This window comes from Bacteroides sp. RCH18 (genome assembly GCF_058231005.1).
In genome coordinates this window covers 2,362,419-2,385,261 of the sequence record NZ_JBIPTC010000001.1, presented here as the reverse complement: position 1 = coordinate 2,385,261, position 22,843 = coordinate 2,362,419, and the positions used below count along the sequence as shown (strand labels likewise).

General features: G+C 40.2%; 15 protein-coding genes. 8 read left to right on the top strand and 7 right to left on the bottom strand.

The window, feature by feature from the left end; translation table 11 throughout:
- Positions 1-55: 55 nt before the first annotated feature.
- The 4 genes from rsgA to ACHLI0_RS09575 form a co-directional block, all read right to left on the bottom strand.
- Positions 56-988 carry a ribosome small subunit-dependent GTPase A gene (rsgA, locus tag ACHLI0_RS09590; RefSeq protein ID WP_008759589.1) on the bottom strand — a complete coding sequence of 311 codons (933 nt, stop codon included), beginning with the start codon at positions 986-988 and terminating at the stop codon, positions 56-58.
- A gap of 88 nt (positions 989-1,076) precedes the next feature.
- Positions 1,077-1,637, bottom strand: a complete 561-nt coding sequence (gene frr / locus ACHLI0_RS09585) for a ribosome recycling factor (RefSeq protein ID WP_008759590.1) — start codon at positions 1,635-1,637, stop codon at positions 1,077-1,079.
- 51 nt (positions 1,638-1,688) lie between these two features.
- Positions 1,689-2,600, bottom strand: a complete 912-nt coding sequence (locus ACHLI0_RS09580; protein WP_490748986.1) for a DMT family transporter — start codon at positions 2,598-2,600, stop codon at positions 1,689-1,691.
- A gap of 256 nt (positions 2,601-2,856) precedes the next feature.
- Complete coding sequence (locus ACHLI0_RS09575) at positions 2,857-3,948, bottom strand: GntR family transcriptional regulator (RefSeq protein WP_055219681.1); 1,092 nt, start codon at positions 3,946-3,948, stop codon at positions 2,857-2,859.
- Between the two features lie 282 nt (positions 3,949-4,230).
- Between ACHLI0_RS09575 and ACHLI0_RS09570 the strand changes: the two genes are divergently transcribed.
- The 6 genes from ACHLI0_RS09570 (at position 4,231) to ACHLI0_RS09545 (ending at position 15,348) form a co-directional block, all read left to right on the top strand.
- Entirely contained in the window at positions 4,231-5,718 is a 1,488-nt protein-coding gene (locus ACHLI0_RS09570; RefSeq protein ID WP_055219682.1) for a family 43 glycosylhydrolase, read from the top strand.
- 155 nt (positions 5,719-5,873) lie between these two features.
- On the top strand, positions 5,874-7,184 hold the full coding sequence (locus ACHLI0_RS09565) for an SMP-30/gluconolactonase/LRE family protein (protein WP_490748984.1): 1,311 nt from the start codon (positions 5,874-5,876) through the stop codon (positions 7,182-7,184).
- Between the two features lie 31 nt (positions 7,185-7,215).
- On the top strand, positions 7,216-10,296 hold the full coding sequence (locus tag ACHLI0_RS09560) for a SusC/RagA family TonB-linked outer membrane protein (RefSeq protein WP_490748982.1): 3,081 nt from the start codon (positions 7,216-7,218) through the stop codon (positions 10,294-10,296).
- Positions 10,297-10,308: 12 nt separating this feature from the next.
- Positions 10,309-12,294 carry a RagB/SusD family nutrient uptake outer membrane protein gene (locus tag ACHLI0_RS09555; protein WP_490748980.1) on the top strand — a complete coding sequence of 662 codons (1,986 nt, stop codon included), beginning with the start codon at positions 10,309-10,311 and terminating at the stop codon, positions 12,292-12,294.
- A 9-nt stretch (positions 12,295-12,303) separates the two neighbouring features.
- Positions 12,304-13,215 carry a BT_3987 domain-containing protein gene (locus ACHLI0_RS09550; RefSeq protein WP_490748978.1) on the top strand — a complete coding sequence of 304 codons (912 nt, stop codon included), beginning with the start codon at positions 12,304-12,306 and terminating at the stop codon, positions 13,213-13,215.
- A gap of 63 nt (positions 13,216-13,278) precedes the next feature.
- Positions 13,279-15,348 (top strand): glycoside hydrolase family protein, encoded by a 2,070-nt coding sequence (locus ACHLI0_RS09545; protein ID WP_490748977.1) that lies wholly within the window; start codon positions 13,279-13,281, stop codon positions 15,346-15,348.
- A gap of 571 nt (positions 15,349-15,919) precedes the next feature.
- Here the strand turns inward: ACHLI0_RS09545 and ACHLI0_RS09540 are convergent.
- The 3 genes from ACHLI0_RS09540 to ACHLI0_RS09530 all read right to left on the bottom strand — a co-directional run bounded on the left by ACHLI0_RS09540 (position 15,920) and on the right by ACHLI0_RS09530 (position 20,050).
- Complete coding sequence (locus ACHLI0_RS09540; RefSeq protein ID WP_490748976.1) at positions 15,920-17,410, bottom strand: glycoside hydrolase family 172 protein; 1,491 nt, start codon at positions 17,408-17,410, stop codon at positions 15,920-15,922.
- A gap of 143 nt (positions 17,411-17,553) precedes the next feature.
- Complete coding sequence (locus tag ACHLI0_RS09535) at positions 17,554-18,876, bottom strand: sedoheptulokinase (protein WP_490748975.1); 1,323 nt, start codon at positions 18,874-18,876, stop codon at positions 17,554-17,556.
- Between the two features lie 13 nt (positions 18,877-18,889).
- Positions 18,890-20,050 (bottom strand): MFS transporter, encoded by a 1,161-nt coding sequence (locus ACHLI0_RS09530; protein WP_490748974.1) that lies wholly within the window; start codon positions 20,048-20,050, stop codon positions 18,890-18,892.
- 429 nt (positions 20,051-20,479) lie between these two features.
- Between ACHLI0_RS09530 and ACHLI0_RS09525 the strand changes: the two genes are divergently transcribed.
- Together ACHLI0_RS09525 and ACHLI0_RS09520 are read left to right on the top strand one after the other, a co-directional pair.
- Positions 20,480-20,782 (top strand): RyR domain-containing protein, encoded by a 303-nt coding sequence (locus ACHLI0_RS09525; RefSeq protein ID WP_048693997.1) that lies wholly within the window; start codon positions 20,480-20,482, stop codon positions 20,780-20,782.
- Positions 20,783-20,785: 3 nt separating this feature from the next.
- Entirely contained in the window at positions 20,786-22,834 is a 2,049-nt protein-coding gene (locus ACHLI0_RS09520) for a hypothetical protein (protein ID WP_490748973.1), read from the top strand.
- Positions 22,835-22,843 lie beyond the last annotated feature (9 nt).

Genomic DNA, 22,843 nt, shown 5'->3' with positions numbered 1-22,843 from the left:
GCATGACTTCAAAGAAGCCGTGCCCGTTTGCGTTATTCGTACCTTGCTGTAGTTCTTAGTATGCCGCCCGATACTTCCCCTCCTCCTTATCCTCCAGCATATTCAGATAAGAAGTATAACGAGACTCACTAATAAGATGTCTCTCCACTGCTTCACGCACCGCACATCCCGGCTCATGCCGATGTGTACAGTTACCATATTTACAATCAGCGGAAACCTTGAATATTTCAGGGAAATAATGCCCGATTTCTTCCTCCTCCATATCGAACGTGCCGAATCCTTTGATTCCCGGTGTATCGATAATATATCCATCCCCGTCTACGGAGAACATTTCAGAAAAAGTAGTCGTATGCATACCTTTGTTGTGATAGGTCGAGATTTCACCGGTTTTTACTTTGGTTCCCGGTAAAATAGCATTGATAAGTGTCGATTTTCCAACTCCCGAATGACCGGAGAAAAGTGTAATCTTGCCTTCCAGATCTTTTTTTATGGCATCCACTCCATCCCCGTCCTTGGCAGAAACTTTGAAACAGGGATAACCGATATGTGTATAGAGATTAATAAGAGCGTCCAAATAATGGAGTTCCTCCTCGTTATATGCATCTACCTTATTAAATACCAGTTTGACAGGTACACGATATGCTTCGGCAGAAGCGAGAAAACGGTCGATAAAAATAGTGGATGTTTCGGGATAGTTGACAGTGACCACTAACATACATTGATCGAGGTTAGCGGCAAGAATGTGAGATTGTTTGGAAAGATTGGAAGAACGGCGGATGATGTAGTTCTTTCTGTCTTCTATTTCATTGATAAAGGCAGTGCCTTCCTGGTTGAGTATAATCTGAACGCGGTCGCCCACGGCTACCGGATTGGTGCTGCGAATACCTTTTAACCGGAAATTTCCTTTGATTTTACATTCAATAAATTGTCCGTCGTCGGTCTTCACCTGATACCAACTGCCCGTGTTCTTGATTACTAATCCCTTCATTTATTTAATGGATAATGGAGAATGGATAATGGAGAATGATTAATGGGCAGTGGGGCTGCATTTTCCATTTTTCATTCTCCATTTCCCATTAAACGGTCATGATTTCTTTATCCTTGTCAGCAAGCATATCTTCAATCTGTTTGATATACTTATCGTGAATTTTCTGTAACTTGGCTTCAGCATTCTTCTGTTCGTCTTCTGCCAGCCCGTCTTTCACAGCTTTTTTCAGTGCATCGATGCCATCACGACGAGCGTTGCGTACACTTACTTTGGCAGTTTCACCTTCAGATTTACACTGTTTAGCGAGTTGTTTACGACGTTCTTCCGTCAGAGGAGGAATACCGATACGGATAATTTCACCATTATTTTCGGGCATAATGCCAAGGTCGGAGTCAATAATAGCTTTTTCGATGACACGAAACATACTTTTATCCCAAGGTTTGATGGTGATACTTCGAGCGTCGGGAGTAGTTACGGCTGCTACATTACTGATAGGAACCATACTTCCGTAAGAGTCTACGCGGATACCATCCAACAGTCGGGTACTCGCTTTTCCAGCGCGGATATGTGCCAATGCTTCTTCGAGATACATTATAGCCATATCCATTTTTTCTTGTGCATTGTCAAGGCAAGTCTTTACGTCTACCATATTTTTTGATAATTAAAGTTGCTATTTGGTTGATTGATTAGCAAAAGTATACTATTTTTTGCTTATCTGCAACAGCACACTCATCTTTTTTATAAGTGACTTGCCGATGATAATCAATGTAACGGCAGTGATAATCATTAAAATACCGACCATCAATCGGGGAGTCAGTTTTTCGTGAAACAGGAGAACCCCGAAAAATAACGCTGTCACAGGCTCCAATGCACCGAGTATTGCAGTAGGAGTGGAGCCTATATAATGAATGGCTAATGCGGTGCAAATCAATGACACGGCAGTGGGGAGAATGGCTAGTGCCAGGACATCTGCCCACAATAAGGGGGATGGTATGATTTGCAATTCCGTGCAGAAATTCAAACGGACTATGTAAACCGATAATCCGAATAATATAGCATAAAATGTAAGTTTGGTGGTCGGTAATGTTTTTAATGAAGACCGGTTGACTCCTACGATGTAAATGGCATAGGAGAGAGACGACAATAAAACAAAAATAATTCCTGCGGTGGAGAGCGTTTTATTTCCATCTCCCTGATAGAGCAGGGCAATTCCTGAAAGTGCCAGCAAGATAGAAAAAATAGTGATTGCAGAAATCTTCTCTTTAAAAAAGACGCCCATAATCACAGCTACCATCACCGGATAAACAAACAGAATAGTAGAAGCAATACCGGCATCCATATAGTTGTAACTTATGAATAGAAGCAGGGATGAAAACGAAAACAGCAGTCCCATGATAACCAAGGGGAGAATGTCGGCTTTACGAAGGGTAAAAGACTGCCCTTGCAACTTCATCAAGACACCCAATACGATTACGGCAAATGCGTAACGGTAGAATAAAACAGTATCTACACTCATGCCGGCAGCATAGAGCGGGAGTGCGAAGAGAGGATTCATACCGTAGCTTGCAGCGGCAATGGCTCCATAGATAAAACCTTTGGTCTTGTTATTCATTATTTTGGCCTCTTAAAAATGGCGTGCAAAAGTACGTAGTTTGCAGATGATAAACAATAGTTTAGGGGGTTGATAGTATAATTTAATTTTTCGTATGAGGGCAGATAATCTTGAATATTGTAGAAAAACGGTCATGTAATACATGAGAAGAATCAAATCTTAGGCAGAAAATAGATTTTAGCTATCTTTATAAAGTAAAAATAGACATCCCATAGTGAGATGCCTATTTTTTACTTTTTTGTATTATGGATAATTGTTAACCGAATTTGCTTGAATCACGAACTATGATTTCTCCTGCAAGATTCACTGTTACCGGAAAAGCATTAGTATTATTGATTCTTCTGAACATGAGTTCCACACTGACATTGGCAATCTCTTCACATGGTTGTTTGAAAGAAGTCAATGAGTGTTTCAAATGCATGGAGTATTTCATGTTGTCATAAGCACAGATCAGTAAGTCCGAAGAAATTTGTACGTCGATGTCTGCTAAGGTAGACATTAAAACAGCGGCTGTAGAATCATTTGCGCAAATGATACCCGTTTTGCCGGATATTATTTGCATCTGTTTTACAAAATTAATGTCTTCTGGATTTCCACAATGCACATTTTTCTCATTAAATGCCAGTTTATTTTTCTGTATCACTTCTTTAACTCCTGATAAGCGCATGTTTACGGAACTGGCGGAGTCAGGTCTATAAAAGAAATGAATGTGAGTACATCCTTGATCTATTAAGTGCTGAGCCATGATACATCCTGCGCTGAAATTATCCAGGCAAACAATGTCAAAGTTGCTTCTTTGGGGGAAATTATATATATCTCTATCTATAAGTATAAGGGGAATACCTGCTTTTTCTATCTTATCGCAGATTCGGATATTGATTTCGTCTGCGTCAGCAACTCTTTCCAATGGAGAAAAAAATATGCCATCTACTCCTTTTTTTATATAGTTGTCACAACAGGCTTCTATCAATTCCCGCCTTATGTTTGCATTGCTTGCCGTGGCTCCCTCCCATAAACAATTGAATTTGCCCGCTTCCGATTGTTTTAATAACTGGTCATTAATAATAGAAAAAATCTCGGACTCTCCAGCTCCGGGAAGTAATAATCCGAAGGATAAAGTGGTAGAAGTATATTTATGGTTAACAATAGTACCTAGTCCTTTTTTTTTCGTAATGTAACCTTCAGTTTGCAACTGATTGTAAACCTTTGCTATAGTTGGTCTTGAAACAGAATACTGGTTGGCTAAGGTAAGCTCAGTCGGTAATAATGAACCGGTTGGGTATATTCCATCCAAGATGTCTTTTTTTAAGATGTCATAGATTGATTTGTAGCTTGGCTTTGTTTTCATTACTTCAAGTTTTTAATAATAGAATGCAAATATAATAAGAATTTGTGGATTCTCTCTCGTGCTGCTGAATAAATGTAATTATTAACAGTAGGTTTGAATTGAGTATGTAATGATGAATATGTAATTTGATTGATTTACATATATGATATATATAAATATGCATTTAAATATAAATTTGTTTTGTTTGTATTTGCATATGATGAAAAAATAGTTTATGTTTGCAGAGTGAATAATCACATTGATAAAAACATATGGTTAACAAACACCTAAAATAATGCTATTATGAAAACAAAGCTACTCTTTATTTCCCTGTTATTCTCTATCGGCGTGTTTGCACAAGTGGTAAAGGATTACGATCCTGCTATTCAGAGAATTACAGGAATACAGTATTTTAAACCTGTAGAAAGCCATCTGTTTACAGGTGATTGTATGCCTTATTATTATAAAGGCACATTTTATATTTATTGGCTCCTGGATGAAGGTCATCATGCAGGTTTGGGTGGTCTGGGTGGTCATCAATGGGCGCTGAGCACTTCTGAAGATCTTGTCACTTGGAAACATTATCCGGTAGCTGTTGGTATAGATGAGGAATGGGAAAAATCGATCTGTACAGGTTCGGTTATAGCGGATAAGGGTAAGTTTTATGCGTTCTACTCTACCCGGGTGAAAGATGATAAAGGAGTACACGAGCAATTAAGTTATGCTATGAGTGAAGATGGCGGCAAATCTTTTGTAAAACAACAACCCAATCCTTTTTATTATGCTCCAAAGGAGTGTATCAGTCGAGAATTTCGTGATCCTAAAGTATTTAAAGATAAAGAAGATGTATATCATCTGTTTATTTCGGGCTATAAAAAGGAACCCGAGTTAGATGGCTTTGGTGGTTATCTGGTTCATCTTGTATCTAAAGATTTAAAAGATTGGAAAGAGATTGAATCTCCGTTGACAGGACAGGTGGCTACTCCGGAATGCTCCGATTATTTCAAATGGAATGATTGGTATTATTTGCTGTATAGCATTGGAGGGGATACTTATTACGTTAAATCAAGAAAACCTTACGGACCTTGGGAATACCCTACTACACAAGCTTTTGTAGAATCGTGGGCGAGTGTTTATAAGACAGCGGAGTATAAAAACAATCGGAGGATAGCGGTAGCATACATGCCTTGTAGAAGTAATAATAAAGATTTTGATGGTCCGATCTGGGGTGGAAATATGCTATTGAGGGAAGTGGTACAGGAACCGGACGGCACGCTGTATACCAAATTCCTGACGGAGTCTCTTCCTGCTATGTCTCCTCTGAAAATGCCAAAGATAGAAATTCCGGCTGGCAGCAAAAATGTTTCGTATTCGAAAGGTCAACTGACTCTGAATTCTCCGAATGGTGTCAGCATGGCGTCTTTATCAGATTTACCTGTCAATTATCGGATAACGATGGAAATAGAACCTTTAAGCAATTATGATGAGATCGGATTATTTGTACGGGCTGCAGATAAAGGAGATCGTGGGTATAAAGTAGAATTGAATGCCAATAAGGAAAGTGCTTTCATCTACAATACAGGAATCAATACAGTGAAAGATCTGAGAAAGACAATCATCTTGGATGTGATATTGAAAGACGAATTTATTGATATGAATATAAATGGTAAGCGATCTATTATTAATAGATTACCAGAAAAAAAAGGGCAAAAATTATTCTTCTTTCTGAAAAACGGAAGTGCCGTAGTAAAAGGTATTAAGATATATAAATGGGATAATACGGGATGGTAATAGTTAGGTGAAATTCTTGTTTTCAGGATAACAATTTTCCAGATATTTTTTTGTTTGATTTTAATAGAATGCAGTGTGAAAACAGATTGTGTTCTGCCATTCTTATGACTAATAATATACGAATCTACTATCTAATAATTTTAAATTTTTACTACATGAAAAAGAAACACTTTTTGTATTGGAAGAATGGGGGGCTCCTTATAGCTTCCATTTTTATCTTTTTGGTTTCTTGTAAGGGCAATGGCGATACGCCTCAAACTTACGATCCAAGCAAACCGGTTGGGTTCGACGAGTTTCTGCCTAAAGAAGGAGGTGTAGGAACGAAACTGGTGATACGGGGAGCTAACTTTGGCTCGGATACAGCTTTGGTTAGAGTTTATGTGAATGATAAAAGTGCTACGGTTATTGGTGTTGCCGATACACGAATTTATGCAGTGGTTCCCCGACGGGCAGATATCGGTCCGGTCAGAGTGGAAATAGGAAAGGATGCCGAGAAACAAACTTATACTTTTGAGGAAAATTTCGATTATGAGTTTTCTCAGGTTGTTTCTACCTTATGCGGATATACAAATAATGACGGAGGCAGTGAAATAGTGAACGGCAGATTAGATGAAGCACGGTTCATTGAACCACGAACACTCAAAGTCGATGCTGAAGGTGACATTTATCTGATAGAGAGTAACCGAGGATTGAGAGTTATATCGCAAACCAGGAATGAGGTTACTTCTCCTTTTCGTGGTTCTGGAAGCATGTCCAATCCTGTAATGCTGGATTTTTCGCTTGATCAGAAGACCTTGTATATTACCAATGAGTCGGGGAATGATAATGGAACGGGAGTCTTTACCGTTACTCGGGACAATGGTTTCATGAATGCACGTGAATTGCTTAAAGCAAGATCTGCTTCGGATATAGCTGTGAATCCGGTAGATGGAACTATCTTTTATGCAATAAAGGCTGGTGGAACAGTATATAGATATGATAAGGAAACCCGGCAATCAGTAGTTGCTACTACATTGGGAGATAATAATTTTGTCAGTCTGGCATTTACAAGAGACGGAAAGATTCTTTATCTGATAGGAGCAGATACTAATGCTATTTATAAATCAAACTATAATTTTCAGACAAAGGGCTTGGATAATCCGACCATTTTTGCCGGAACTCAATTCTCTTCGGGACACGCCGACGGAGTAGGTACTGCAGCACGTTTCTGGTTGCCGTTTCAGGGGGCTGTAGACGAAGAAGGTAATTTATTTGTTGCCGAGCTGCTTAACCATACTATTAGGAAGATTACTCCCGATGGCATGGTGTCAACTTTTGCCGGTGTTCCTCAGAAGAAAGGATTTCTTGATGGAAAACCTTTGGATGCGAAGTTCAATGAACCCATGGGCGTGGCTTTCGATAAAGATGGGACACTGTATGTTGCAGATGCGAAAAATCATCGTATTCGCATGATAAAGTATGAGTAAAAGAATTGTTATATAAAGAATAACTCACGACATGAAAAATACAAATCTGAAAAGATTCCTTATAGGGATCGGATTGTTTCTCGTTACGTTAAATTTATTTGCCCAACAAGAGATAACGGTGACGGGAAAGGTGATCGATGGTCATAACGAACCTCTTATTGGAGTGGCTATCGTAGTAAAGAACCAGCCGGGACTTGGTACAACAACCGATTTTGATGGTAATTATAAGATAAAGGCAGGTGCAAATGATGTATTGGTATTTTCTTTTTTGGGATGCGATTCAAAGGAAATACTGGTCAATGGGAAAAAAGTAATCAATGTAACGCTTAAAGAGAATACGACTGCTCTGGAAGAAGTAACAGTTGTCGGTTCAGGTACGCAGCGAAAGGTGAGCGTGGTAGGTGCTATCACTTCTGTGGAAACTGGGGTGCTTAAAAACAACTCTTCTGCCAATTTAAGTAATGCATTGGCAGGTAATGTTGCCGGAATTATAGCAGCACAGCGTACAGGCGAACCGGGCAATAATGTGTCTGAATTCTGGATACGTGGTATCAGTACTTTTGGTGCAAATGCTTCCGCATTAGTACTTGTGGATGGAGTGGAACGTAGTCTGAATGAAGTAAGCGTAGAAGATATTGAATCGTTTTCTGTACTTAAAGATGCTTCTGCTATTTATGGTAATCGTGGTGCTAATGGAGTAGTTATCATTACAACTAAAAAAGGAAAAGCCGGTAAGGTGAATATAAATGCAAAGGTAGAGTATGGAATTACTACTCCTTCCCGTTTACCTGAATATGTAAATGCCAGTACGTATGCTGCTATGGCAAATGAAGCCAGATTGAGCCGGGGAGAAGATGTTAAATATACTGAGGCTGATATGGATATTATTGCTTATGGGCTGGATAAGGATCTTTATCCGGACATGGACTGGCAGAAAGAAATACTAAACAAAACGACAACCAGTAGCCGGGCTATGCTGAACATAAGTGGTGGTGGAACCACTGCCCGTTATTTTATATCAGGAGCATACTACAATGAAGATGGCTTATACAAAGCCGATAAAATGAAGAACTACAACACTAATGCAAATTACAAAAGATATAATTTCCGTTCTAATGTAGATGTAGATGTCACAAAGACTACAACGGTCGAGTTGGGAGTTTCCGGCTGGATTGCCACACAGAATAAACCGGGGAATGCAAGTTCCGACGATTTGTATGGTTCCTTTGCGGCTCTTACTCCACTGACTGTTCCTAAAATTTATTCCAATGGACTATTTCCTACTTATGGGACGGGAGTTCAGACCAATCCTTATGTTCAACTGAATGAGATGGGGTATAAAGAGATGTGGCAGAATAAGATAGAGACCAATATTGCTATTAAACAAAATCTGAACTTCTTGACAAAAGGACTTAGTTTTTACATTCGCTTTTCGTATGACTCTTTCAGTGAGAACTATGTAGAGCGCTTGAAAAATCCTACTTTATATCGGGCAGAAAAAGAACGGGATGCGAAAGGTAAGCTAGTACTTACTAAAGTGTTGGATGAAAGACCTTTGACGCAAAGCACCAGTTCATGGGGAGACAGGAGGTACTATGGAGAAATGAATCTGACTTATGAACGTCTGTTTGCAGAGAAGCACCGTGTAAGCGGCTTGTTGTTGTACTATCAACAGGAATATGCAAGAAATGATGCGGGTAGTAATATCTTTGCTGCTGTTCCGAGACGTAATATAGCCTTATCTGGTAGAGCAACTTATTCATATATGGATAAATATCTGGCAGAATTCAACTTTGGATATACTGGCTCCGAGAACTTTGAGAAAGGAAAACGTTTTGGCTTTTTCCCTGCTGTAGCTATGGGATGGGTTGTTTCTAACGAGGCTTTTATGGCTAATACCAGATCTTGGTTGGATAATCTGAAATTGAGATATTCTTATGGAGAAGTGGGTAATGACCGTCTGGCGGGTGATACTCGTTTTCCTTATATTTCAGTGGTCGACGGAGAAGGAGGATACAACTTTGGTGAGACCGGTCAGACTGGTGTGGGTGGAGTTGCTATTAAAACGATCGGTACTCCCAATCTGACATGGGAAACAGCCACTAAGCATAATATAGGTGTCGACATCGGGCTTTTTAGTAAATTCACGTTGACAGTAGATATGTTTAAAGATACGAGAAAGAATATCTTTATGAAACGTGACCATATACCGGGTACTGTCGGGTTGAGTGGTGGACAGATACCATGGGCAAACGTTGGTAAAATGGAGAATATGGGTTTTGACGGAACGATGGCCTATTCTGATAAGATAGGAGATGTGAGTTATACATTGCGTGGAAACATCACTTATTCCAGTACAAATGTGATTGACTATGATGAAGCAGCTAATGAACTGAACTATAAAATGACTAAAGGATACCGTTGGAGCCAGACCAGAGGACTGATAGCTTTGGGGTTATTCAAGGATGAAGCTGATATAGAGAATAGTCCTGTTCATTCGTTTGGTCCGGTGAAACCGGGTGATATTAAATACAAAGATGTAAATGGCGACGGAGTAGTTAATGATGATGATGTTGTCCCCATCGGCTATACGCATAATCCAGGGTTGATTTACGGTATGGGATTGAGTGTAGAATGGAAAGGATTCGATTTCAGTGTTTTGTTTCAAGGTGCTGGCAGTTGCGATTTTTTTGTTGGCGGCTGGGGTGTATATCCATTCCAGGAAGGAGAGGCGGGAAATATTATGAAAGTGGCTTCAAATCCTGCTGACCGTTGGATTTCCAGAGAGATATCGGGTACGCCTGATACAGAAAACCCCAATGCTGTTTTTCCGCGTCTTACTTATGGCAACAGCCAGAATAACAACAGAGCTTCTACTCATTGGTTACGCAACGGACGTTATTTGCGCTTGAAGAATCTCACTATTGGTTATACCATTCCAAAGAAAATCTCCCGTAAATTATTAATGGAGGGAGCACGCATTTATTTTTTGGGTAATAACCTTGCCGTATGGGATAGTTTTGGTTGGTGGGATCCTGAACTGGCATCTGACAATGGTGCCAGATATCCTATCCAGAAGAACTTTACACTTGGATTGACTCTTAACTTCTAATAGATATAACAGATGAAAAAGATATATATAATTCTTGTCACAATCGTAACATTGGGAATGACTAGTTCCTGTAGCGATTATTTATCCATCGATAAATATGTGAATGATATGCTTACCCTGGATACCGTGTTTTTGAGAAAGAACTATACGGAAGAGTGGTTGTGGAATACCTACAGTTATCTCAATAATGCCGGAGCGGAAATTGCAAATAAAGGAACAAACTGCTTTAGCTTTGCTTCGGACGAAGCGATCTTTGGAGACTGGTGGCCCAGGTGTCGTATCTATCAGAATTGTGAGTATACGGCAAATGATGGTTATGAAGATCGTTGGGGGCATTTATATCAAGGAATACGAAGAGCTTCTATTTTTATAAACAGAGTAGAAGGTTGTCCCGAATTGGGGAATAGCGAAATAGAAGACATGAAAGCTCAGGCTCGTTTTTTGCGTGCTTATTTTTACTGGCTGCTGATCAAGCAGTATGGTCCAGTTCCTATTATGCCCGAAGAAGGGCAGGATGTCAGTTTGAGTTACGATGCTCTTGCCGTAGCGAGAAATACGTATGATGAGTGTGTTGATTTTATTTGCCAGGAAATGACACAAGCTGCCCGTGTGCTTCCTGTCACCCGCAATGCCTCCCGATGGGGACAAGCTACAAGAGGGGCTGCACTTGCGGCGAAAGCTAAAGTCCTTTTATATGCGGCCAGTCCGTTGTATAATGGAAATACCGATTTAAAATCTCTCACAGATGATCAGGGACGCGAACTGATTGCCCAAACGACTAGTGAGGAGAAATGGGCGAAAGCTGCCGCTGCCGCTAAAGATGTAATAGACCTGGGAGTGTATGAACTTCTGACAGTGAAAGCGGATGAAACAACCGTTCTGCCTCCACCGAATATACCTTCATCTACCATTCCTTATCCCAATGGAAGTGGCGGAATAGACCCTTTTAAATCCTATCAGCAGTGTTTCAACGGAGAAATTACGGCATCTAAGAATCCTGAATTTATATTTACACGCCAAAGTTATACCGGCAGTGATTTAAATGATATTGCGAAACATGCTGCGCCGAGACAAATGAACGGCTGGAATACGATAGCCGCTACCCTCAAACAGGAAAAGGCTTATTTGATGTGTGACGGAAATCCAATCACTTCGCCAAGTGCAGAATATCCTTATCGGCCAAAAGAATTCTCTCTCTCCAATTCGGATTATCCGTATATCGGTGCGAATGTTTCTTTGCGCTATGCTTATCGGGAACCTCGTTTGTATGCATCCTTGGCATATAACGGTTGTGTATGGGAGAACGGAAGTACAACGGAAACACAGAAAATAGGATTACAATATTTTTATTATAAGAATGATCCCAGTGGGAAGAGACTATCGGAACCTGATTTTTATTTGCGAACAGGAATTGGGGTGAAAAAGTACTATCATCCGGATGACTCATGGAATACGGGTGGTCAGTTGAAATATAAAGTCGAACCGACGATTCGTTATGCAGATGTCCTGTTGTGGTATGCTGAAGCGTTGAATGAATTAGTTTCGGGGCAAACATACCAAATACCCTCTTATAATGATCAGACAATGATCGAAGTTAAAAGAGAAACCGGATCGATAGAATCGGGGAGAGGCATGCGTTATGGATTCAGTAGAGTACGTTTCAGGGCTGGATTGCCAGACCTGCCGGATGCGGTTTATGCCGATTATGAATCATTTAAAAAAGAGTTGAAACGTGAACGTCAAGTAGAGTTCTTCCTCGAATCTTCTCGCTACTTCGATTTGCGGCGTTGGAAAGATGCGGATATAGAAGAAGGGGCCCCGGTAATGGGATTGAATGTCGATAAAAATAATTCGGACGAACAAAGACCGCTGTTCTATGAAGAAAGACTGGCGGAGATGCCGAAGATATTTCTTCCGAAAATGTATTTGTGGCCTATCCCGAAAGGTGAACTGAAAAAGAATAAGAAACTGACACAAAACCCCGGTTGGGAAAAATAAATGAAGACGATGAGACAAATTAATTCATATTTATGTATATTGCTGGTCGCAATGCTGACCGGATGCAATGATCTGCCTGACGAACAGTTTGAAAAGTCTGCTATTATTATCAAGAATGGCTATCATGAATGGGAGCTTCCATATAATGGAAAAGATGAAATGACGGCTTATGTAAGTGTAGCTCTTAGTGGCACTTCGATTCTGAAAGAAGATGTGGAAGCAGAACTGAAAGTGTCGCCTGCCAATCTGGAAGAATACAATTTCGATCAGTTCAGATACGATGAGAGTTCTTATTATGAGCTTCTTCCGGAAGAATGCTATGAGATGGAAAGCAATATAGTAGTTATTCCGGCTGGTTCGGAATATGGTTTGCTTCCGGTGAAAATTAGAATTGACAAGATGAATAAGTATCATAACTACATTCTGCCTCTTGAAATAGTTTCGGTGTCCAAGTATAGCATCGGCAAGAATGGTTATAATAAGGCTCTAGTTAATATTGTCCTTAAAAATGATTATTCTGGGAAGTATAGCAGGACATTGGAATTGAATAGCTCCGAAGGTGGAATGCTGATCACTGGAGATCAAGTATTGAGGACGATTACTCCAAATACTTGTTACTTTACAGCGGCTTATCTTGATAAGGCGAGTGAACAGGAATATTACAATATTAATATGGTAGTCAATAGTGATAGTACACTCACGCTGTCTGCTGTTAATCCTGATATTGAACTAGAGTTTGCATCGCCCAATAAAGAGAAGGACAATGAAACTAATATTGTAGAAATAAAGGACTTAGGCAAAAACTCGAAGTCTATGAAATTCTTCCTTGATTATTCTTATATTGATAAAAGTAATCCGGAGGCGGAACCTGTAAGGAGATACATAAAGGGATTTTTGTTGAGGGAAATAAAGGAAGACTAGATATAAATGGGACTGGCTTAATGTACAGTCCCAAATGCTTTAAATATAAAATGAATGTGATATATGAATAAAAAAACACTATTGGGATATCTGTTTATCGGAATACTGTTGAATGGGGGATTTGCCTCTTGCGGACGGCAGGAAATGCAAGATTCTGCCCGCATTGAGTTACTGAATAATTCATGGAACATGAATTTTCCGTCAGCGGCACAAGCAAAACTGGGTGCTGTCACGCAAACCGACTCATTGCCTGCCATTAAGGAGATAGAAAAAGGTTTTGCCATCGCCTTTACTGTGAATCTGGAAGTCCCGACTTTCGACCGCCATATTCTCGAAATTCCGGGAATACTAGATGTTTGCCTTCGCCAGCATAATCCACTGGACCGTAACAAACAGAATTACCCTGCTTATAAAATGCCGGACGGATCGGTTCCGGTTCTTGAAGCCGGATTGGAACTAAAGTCTCCTGTTGACGGACACATGGAACGAATGATAATTGGTATTCCATTGGCAATGCTGGATCAACCTTTGGCAGAACACGAGGTAGTTTTGAATTTCTCTGGTGTTCGTTGGACCATGTATGTAGACGGTAAGCTTTTGGATAATGATTTTCCAATAGGATATCCTCTCCCTGAGAAAATGAAAAACTGGAAGATTGATTCTCACTTTGTATCACAAGCAGCCATCTATTACCCTTCTCTACAGCCTGAACGGATGGAAAGAACAACTGCTGAATTGCAACCGCAAATACAGTACTGGACCCCGACCGGACATAATGCGTGGGTAGGAGATGTAGTCAGTCTTTATCATGACGGAACCTATCATCTTTTCTACTTGTACGATCGTCGTGGACATCAAAGTAAATTTGGTCGTGGAGGACATTACTTTGAACATCTCTCTACAAAGGATTTTCGTCATTGGACAGAGCATGAAGCAGCCGTACCTATCGAAGAACAATGGGAGACGTTCGGTACTGGCACTCCTTTTATTTTCAATAATCAGCTTTGTATCAGTTATGGTTATCATACAACCCGTATTTATCCGCGTGAGCAGACTACTCTTCCTGAATTGTATGAATACTTGGATAAAAATGGATACAGCGGCTCTTTCAACCGCCATCAGATGGCCGGTGTGGCTGCTGGTTCCTCTTATTCGGTCAGTGATGACGGTGTCCATTTTCGTAAGACAGGTATATTATTCCATCCTTGCGAAAACCCGAGTATTTATGTAGACCCGAAAGGTGACCTGAAAATGTTGGCTAATTATGGAGCTCGGGGTACATGGGCCTCTGATTCCGTCAGTGGCGGTTGGCGCTGTCTGGATGAGAATTTCCCTTTGGGTGGTGATTGTACTTTCTTCTTTCATTGGGGAGACTATGATTATATAATTGGAGGCTTTACCCGTTTATGGTCTAAACAAACAGCGCAGCCGGATTCTGTTTATCGGGATGTGGTGGCCGAGGGCCTCGATTTTTATAACGGTTCCTGTGTGCCTACTATAACTGAGATTTCGAACAATCGTTTTGTCATGGCAGGTTGGATGTGGATGAAGGCTTGGGGTGGTCCGTTGGTGATTCACGAAATGGTACAGTTGCCGGAAGGAGGACGTATTGGTACAAAGTGGATGGATGAACTGGTTCCTGCCATTTCACCGGATGTCATTACTCTTTCGGGAAGTTCTGATAAAATAGAAAAAGTACCGTCCGGTTCTTTCTTGTTGACTTTCAATGTAACACCTGTCGCCTCTGATGGTAAACTGACTGTTAACTTGTTGCCTTCTGTCGATAAGGGAATACAAGATGCGTGCGAATGGAAGTTGGATAATGGAGAAAAACGTGCGCAATATACTTTGGCTGGTGGTGAATCTATTCGTGAACGCTCTTTACGCGAAGGAGGTGCTCCACAGCAAGGCCGGAATTATGCAATCGAGAATCTGATAGATGCAGACAAAACATTTACTGTACGCATGCTCGTGAAAGCATCTGATAAGTTTGACGGTTCTTTGGTGGACACAGAAATTGCAGGAAAACGCACGATGGTTTCTTATCGTGAGAAGCTGACTGTAGAACGTTTGCAATTCCATTCTGAAAATATGGAAGTGAATAATGTTCGTTTGTCTCCTTTTGCAGAATAAAGTTGTTTTTATAAAAGTCCTTCACCCTTCACTTCTCCGTATTCATGGGGGATAGAGGGTGAAGGATAACTCTTCATTTATCTTTCACCAGCCTATTCACTCCTCCTCCTTTGCTAGACTACTCCTCTCCAATCCTTTATCTCTTTTTCATTATTCTACATAAGTTCAACTCTCGTCTGTTAATGATAAAGTTACTCGTCATGCTTAATAAACTTATTAATCTCTAATAGTAAAGTTGTTTTGGGTAGTAATCAATCTTTAAATGCAAGCTTTGTTTTTATAAATGAAGATTGCATTTTTACAATTACAAATTTCGTTTATAAAAATGGGGCTTGCGTTTATAGTTTGAACCAAGGGATTAACAAGTTTACTATTAGATCAAAGTAAGTTTGCTATGAATGAAGCGTAACTTATCTATTAGTATATTAGACTACAAATGCCAGTATACTTTGGAATGATAAGCGTTGTGTTTGTTTTATATTTGCTATTTCGTTGCCTCTAATGAAGAGGAGGTTGACTAAAAAGTCGATGGATAAGTGGGTGTGAAAGGTGACCCCTAACGATATATTGTTTATTTGTCTGTATAGATAGCGGGAGGAAGGGGATATAAAGCCTCTTTGCTATCAGAAATATTCGTCATTCTAGTCTCTAAATCACCATACCAGAACAGGGTAGATGCATAATCTACTTGCCCGCCGTCCCAGCTGATTAATTCAAAATCGAATTGTAAACGTTCATTGAAAGGGATGATATCCAGATTTCGTGTACGGACAAAGGTATTGTATCCTCTCGATGCCTCATCGTCTTCCCGGGGAGCACCGCCAAAGGGATTGAAATAAGGATGTATAGGTGCGAAAGTAGTATTATAGTAATCCTCCGTGCCACAACCGAAGTGGGAAGGAAACTTTTCATTATCTATCCAGATATGTTCATCACCTTCCCCATACCAGCGTGGGCAATGATTATACAAAGAGAGCATATCGCCTTTAAAAACGCCCCTTCCCTGCAAAGTTCCCATATTATAATCCAAACCACGATTAGTTTCCAACCCATTTTCTTGCTTCCATCCGGCATGGAAATAGAGTGTATTGGCATACCATTTCCATGCAGAAATGCAAGCCTCTATCTTGATCTTGGCAGAGTTCCCAGAGATATTCTCGACTTCAATACTGGCTTCCCGTCGATAAGGCATGACAAAGCGTAGTCTTGAATATCCTTTTCCATCTGCTTCCAGATAATAGCTGCGGACAGCGGGTGCTCCCATACCAGCTCCTGTCAAGTCACTTAATGGTACACATACTGTCTGAACACCATCAAATGAGATTTTGACTATCAAATTACGCATGATTGAAGAATAGTTGGCGGAATCAATCTCTGATACATGAATCGAAAGGTTTCGGATGGCTTTTTCTCCATCGGGCAGTGTCATGTTTAGAGATGAGTGGGCGGTTAATATGCTTTCTTTAATTTCGGGATTTTCAGTATATGCTTTGGGATACATGAGTTGTTCACTGAGTTTTTGTGCCTTATCTTGTAGAGCCTCTCCGTCCTTGAGGGTAAAAGTTTGAACTTTAGTCCCTTTGGGGTACGTGCGGCAGGACGTATGGAAGAAGTAATCGCGATCTACATTGTCTACCGTTATTTTACAGCTTTGTGCATAAGGGAGGGGATAGTAGAAACTGCTTCCTTGTGTGGTAGAATAGTGTTCGTGCTTATATAATAACCCTTCGGGGATATCTAGCGGAAATAGAGAAATGTCATAAGCTGGAATAAGGATGCTAGCTTCTTTTTCTCCATCAAAGTAGATGCGTAGATTAGCGCCACCGGAGCCACCGGTGGTTAGTATTCGGGTGAGTACACCAGGACCTTCTTCGTCAAATAATACTTTTTCTACCCGTCCGTTGTTGGCTTCATAACGAATGAATCCTGTATTGTCACGATTGGCATGCCACGAAGGAGTGCCTGGTATTACTGACCTGCGATCATAACTGGATATATGCTTCGTTGTAAAGGTTGGAGCGGGAAAACATGGCTCTGCTTCTATGTCAATCATCTCGTCCATTAATGATTCTAAACTAATCTTATTTTTGCAGGAAGAATAAGTAACTTCTTTGCAGGAATAGAGAGAAAAAAGAATCGCAAGGTTACATAAATAATATAAAGTAGTAGTCTTCATCATGTCTAATTTTGAAGTTAATAAATGAATTATCGGCTGTAATGACTTTTTCTCATACAGCACAGACAGGCTCCAAAAGCAGCTTCTTCCTGAATGGTAGATAATTGCATTGGACGGTTGAAACGATCTTCGAGTGCTTCATAAAGAAGTGAATTCTTTTTAATTCCATTGCCGGAACCTACTAAGATCGTTTTATTCTTTTTGAGAGATTCCGGTAATAGCTGGAAATAATTGTAAAGCCCCTGACTGATTCCTTTGACAAATCCGATGATTAAATTCTCCGGAGTGAAGTTGGAGGTAGATATATTGGTGATTTTCCCCCTTTCATATGGATTCGAGCGTGTTCCATCAAATAAAGTATCTATGACCAGGTCGTTTTTCGAATCCTTTTGATAAGAGATTGAGGTCATTATTGTGTATAAGTCATTTTTGGAAAGTTCTTTTCCTGTGAAAAGACTTAAAGTGTTGTTGAAGAATTTTCTTAAAAGGGCAAAAGAGTATCCTCCGCACAAAGCAGCGCCTACCAAAAGGTAACCGCCACCAGGCAAAGGGCGTGTATCCAGTGACTCTATTTCCATATAATGATCGGTATATATAGACATTTGGCTGCTGGTTCCTACGGTGATGTGAATAGAATGTTCTATGTCTCGTACAGAACCTAGAAAGCTGGCTTGATTATCTCCGATAGCTGTATATACCGGTATCTTATGATAGTAACCAGCCAAGGAGGCTGACGGTGCTACTTCTGGTACCATTGTTATATCAATTCCTGCTTTTTGTATGGCTTCCATATCAAAAACAAGTTCTTTTTTATCGAAAAAGCCCAAACTGGCAGCATTGGTAGGGTCTATTTGGGGAATCTTTTTCCCGGATAGTTTCATTACCGCATAATCCATGATAGTGCAAAGTCTGGTTGCATTTGTCGGGACCAGTCCATTTTGAACATTATAAAAATGAGTTACTAATCCATATCCCGTTGCTACCGGACAGCTGGTAGTATCACTCAGGTAAGCGGCATAGCTTTGATTCTCTCTATAATTCAGATTACCTCTTCCGTCTTGCCAAGTGTATAACGGACTTACTGCATTGCCTTGAATATCAGTATAAACTATGCCATGCATTTGTCCCGTTATTCCTATGCCTTTGATATCTTTATATTGCGACTGAAATTCTCGGATCATATTGATTACAATATCAATGATTGTATCTGCATCCTGTTTTTTCTCCCAACTTTTGGAGGAAGGGATTGTTGCGCAATTCTCTTTTGTAATGGAAATGACGTTTTGAGTTGATGTATGATAGACAACTCCGCAAATGGAGCTTGTCCCAATATCGATTCCTATAAAATACATATCTTCTTCTCTTTTAAGCGTGATTGGTCTTTTTCATTTTGGTCATTAGGAATAACAAGTAGCAGGCACAAACTGTTAATACGATCACTGCACCGGTTTGTCCTCCCATTGTGTCGGAAGCAACGCCCATCAAAACAGGGAAGATAGCACCTCCTATGATCCCCATAATCATTAATCCGGAGATTTCATTATGTCGGGTCGGCATATAGCTCAATGCGCTTGAGAAAATAATCGGGAATATATTAGAATTACCAAAGCCAATGAGCCCTATGCATATATAAATAGCAAGTAAACTTTGGCTGAAGTAAAGTCCTATAATACCAGTCATAATCATGAATACACTGATCATGAAGAACTTGACTGGTGAGAACCATGCCAAAATAAATGTTCCGGAAAAGCATCCGATGGTACGCAGGAAGAAATACAGGCTAATTACATATCCGGCTTCCGAGAGTGAAATACCGGCTCTTTCTTGTAGAAGTTTGGGAGCTGTAATATTGACTCCGACATCTATACCTACGTGAACCAGAATCCCAAGGAAAAAAAGAACGATGATGACGTTACTAAGCAGACTGATACATTCGCGAAACGAAGAAGATTGTTTCTTTTCTGTCGGTTCTTTAATTGGGGTACTCATCAGATAGAGGATAGCAATTACATCTACTACGGCAAATATGACAAAGAGCAATTTCCAGTTTCCATAGTAGAGGGCTGCTTTTGCTGCAAGAATCGGTGCGATGGCAGAAGCTATGGCTTTAACGAATTGCCCTAATGTGAGAAAACTGGATTGTTTATCAGGATTTACCATATTGGCTAATAGAGGATTGAGGGATACCTGCATGATTGTGTTACCGATTCCTATAAAAGAAAAGGCGATGAACATGCTGATGCTGTCATAAATCAAATTAGGAATAATCAGTCCGACAAGTGTCAGTATCATGCTTAAAAGAACCGTTTTTTTCCTTCCGATTTTATTCATTAACATACTGGTCGGTACCGAGAAAATCAGAAACCAGAGAAAGACTGTGACCGAGAATGTATTGGCTATCGTATCGGATAATGTAAAGTCCTGCTTTACATGGTTGGTCGCAATTCCTACCAGGTCTACAAAGCCCATCGTAAAGAAGGCAAGCATGATGGGGATGATCTTGTTAATATTATATTTGTTTTCCATAATGATGTGATATAAATTAATATTAGTATTATAAGTGTGTTAGTTGAGATTCAATTTATTCTAGAAAACTCCTTGAAATATGTGACTGAATAAGAATGTAATATACATATTGCTGTCATGTATATGTTTGATCTTTTTTGTTGAATTCTGGCGTGTTTCATGTTGCTTATTACTAAAGGTATTTATGTTTATGGGTTAATTGACTTTGCAAATATAATCGTTTGTTTTCTAAATGCAAATAAATAATATACATAATTGATTTATATATGATAATTTAATAGTTTACATATTGATGGTTGAATGGATGAGGATGTGTATGTGAACTTATTTGTTCAGCAGATTTTGGGTGATTCTTATTAGTAATTATTATATTTGCAAAAGTGACATGCCTTGCATCTTAATACATTAGATAAATACAGAATATAAAATATGAAAGAAAATAAACTGGATTACACCCCCGAACCGATGGACCTTTCATCGGTCGATCTTCCCGAATCTTTAATCCAATTATCAGAGCGCATCGCTGAAAATGTACATGAAGTGTGGGCAAAAGCCCGGATGGACGAAGGCTGGACTTATGGCGGAAAACGCGATGATATCCATAAAAAGCACCCTTGTCTGGTGCCTTATGATGAGTTGCCGGAAGAAGAAAAAGAGTACGATCGGAATACGGCTATGAATACGATCAAGATGGTGAAGAAATTAGGTTTCAGAATAGAAAGGGAGGAGTAAGTTATGAATGCTCGTTGGTTTGACCGGATTATTTATGGCGGGGCCTGGAAACAGATACGTTTCCTGATTATTATAGTCATTTCGCTGATAGTTCTATCTTGTCTGGGAGTACACTGGGGAAGCAAGCATCAGATGACTCCTTCCGAAGAGATGACTGCGCTGGCTGCCGACTCTGCGGCGAACCATTCTTTTCAGAAGACTCTGTGGAATGTATACAATAACTTTGTAGATTCGGGCAATCTGATCAGTATAAGTCCGGAAGACCGCCCGTGGGCATTGATTATTAGTTTGCTGGGTTCCGTCGTTTTAGGTGGATTGCTGATCTCCACGCTTTCCAATATCATTGAAAGGCGGGTGGAGAATTGCAGAAACGGGTTGATTCATTATAAACTATCCGATCATTTTGTGATTATCGGTGCAGATGCGATGTTGCCCTGTCTGATACGGCAGTTATGTCAACGGGAGAAGGATTGCACGTTAGTCATTCAGACTTCCAAAGACGTCAATGAAGTACGGATGGAATTATTTTCCAATCTCACAAAGGACGAGGAGAAGAGAATCGTTTTGGTTCATGCCATGAGAGATTCTAAAGAAGAACTGAGAAAGTTGTATGTGGCGGATGCGAAAGAAGTCTTTATATTGGGAGATAGCGGAGAGCTGGATGATGTGGAATATTATCATGACTCGATGAATGTCGACTGTCTGAATCTGATAGGCGAACTTTGCAAGGAAGAGAATCGGAAACCTCCTTTGAAGTGCAACGTACTTTTTGAATATCAATCTACTTTTGCCGTCTTCCAATTCTCGGATATTGATGATGATATAAAGGAATATATTGATTTCTGTCCGTTTAACTTTTACGAAACATGGGCGCAAAAAGTATTTGTGCGAAATGCGTGTAGTATCCGTGAGATTAATTATCTGCCTTTGGATTATCAGCCTGTCACTTACGAATCAGAGAAATATGTGCATCTGGTAATTGTGGGAATGTCGAGGATGGGAATTGCTCTGGCTGTCGAGGCTGCCCATATAGCCCACTATCCTAACTTTATCCGGGATAAAAAGAAGAAAACGCGCATCACTTTTATCGATAATGAAGCAATGCGTGAGATGAACAGCTTCAAACAAGCGTATGAAAACCTGTTTGATGTATCTTATTCTACCTTTATAGATACAAAAACTGGAATGGTTCGCAAAGATGAGCCTGCTAAGACCTATGCTCATCTAGGAACAGATTTTATAGACATAGAATGGCAGTTTGTACAGGGAACTATCGAATCGCCGGAAGTCCGTGATTTGATTACAGACTGGTGTGAAGATGAGGATGCGCTGATGACGGTTGCAGTCTGCCTGAACCTGACTCATCAGTCTATTTCTTCTGCTGTCTATCTCCCGCGTTGTGTCTATGAGAAAGGTGTTCCGGTGCTGGTTCAGCAACGGATAACATCGGCTATCATTGAAAAATTATCCGGTAATCCGTTGAAGGGAAAAGGAGGAACCAATCAGCGTTTCAAGAATCTTCGTCCGTTCGGGATGTTGGATGATTGTTTCGACTTGTGCATGGCAGACGAGATGTATGCCAAGCGTGTAAATGCGGTGTATGAAAAGTGTGAAGGAGATAAAGTCTTGACAGAACTGCCATCTGCGAAAGAAATGGATGAACTATGGCACAATCCGAAGTGCAAAACGGTAAAGAAATGGTCTAACATCTACAATGCGAATGCCATTCCTACCAAATTGCGTTCAATCGGCTACACCAAGGAACATTGGGACAACGGAAAGCAACTTAGCGAAAAGCAGGTGGCGATTTTGGCAGAGGTGGAACACAACCGGTGGAATGTGGAAGAACTGTTACTGGGATATAGACCTGTGACAAAAAAGGAACAGGAAGAGATAGAACAAAAGGCAGCCTTGAAGAATAAAAAGCGGGATGAAGAATATGCTCATTATGACATTCGCCCTTACAACGATTTGCGGAATGGCAGTGAGAAATATGATATTGCTTTGACACGGCATCTGCTTTTGATTGCGAAGCCGGACGAAAAACTATAAAATGGATTA

Coding starts and splice junctions, on each gene's coding strand:
- rsgA (WP_008759589.1), bottom strand. CDS start 988: ATGAAGGGATTAGTAATCAAGAACACGGGCAGTTGGTATCAGGTGAAG.
- frr (WP_008759590.1), bottom strand. CDS start 1,637: ATGGTAGACGTAAAGACTTGCCTTGACAATGCACAAGAAAAAATGGAT.
- ACHLI0_RS09580 (WP_490748986.1), bottom strand. CDS start 2,600: ATGAATAACAAGACCAAAGGTTTTATCTATGGAGCCATTGCCGCTGCA.
- ACHLI0_RS09575 (WP_055219681.1), bottom strand. CDS start 3,948: ATGAAAACAAAGCCAAGCTACAAATCAATCTATGACATCTTAAAAAAA.
- ACHLI0_RS09570 (WP_055219682.1), top strand. CDS start 4,231: ATGAAAACAAAGCTACTCTTTATTTCCCTGTTATTCTCTATCGGCGTG.
- ACHLI0_RS09565 (WP_490748984.1), top strand. CDS start 5,874: ATGAAAAAGAAACACTTTTTGTATTGGAAGAATGGGGGGCTCCTTATA.
- ACHLI0_RS09560 (WP_490748982.1), top strand. CDS start 7,216: ATGAAAAATACAAATCTGAAAAGATTCCTTATAGGGATCGGATTGTTT.
- ACHLI0_RS09555 (WP_490748980.1), top strand. CDS start 10,309: ATGAAAAAGATATATATAATTCTTGTCACAATCGTAACATTGGGAATG.
- ACHLI0_RS09550 (WP_490748978.1), top strand. CDS start 12,304: ATGAGACAAATTAATTCATATTTATGTATATTGCTGGTCGCAATGCTG.
- ACHLI0_RS09545 (WP_490748977.1), top strand. CDS start 13,279: ATGAATAAAAAAACACTATTGGGATATCTGTTTATCGGAATACTGTTG.
- ACHLI0_RS09540 (WP_490748976.1), bottom strand. CDS start 17,410: ATGGACGAGATGATTGACATAGAAGCAGAGCCATGTTTTCCCGCTCCA.
- ACHLI0_RS09535 (WP_490748975.1), bottom strand. CDS start 18,876: ATGTATTTTATAGGAATCGATATTGGGACAAGCTCCATTTGCGGAGTT.
- ACHLI0_RS09530 (WP_490748974.1), bottom strand. CDS start 20,050: ATGGAAAACAAATATAATATTAACAAGATCATCCCCATCATGCTTGCC.
- ACHLI0_RS09525 (WP_048693997.1), top strand. CDS start 20,480: ATGAAAGAAAATAAACTGGATTACACCCCCGAACCGATGGACCTTTCA.
- ACHLI0_RS09520 (WP_490748973.1), top strand. CDS start 20,786: ATGAATGCTCGTTGGTTTGACCGGATTATTTATGGCGGGGCCTGGAAA.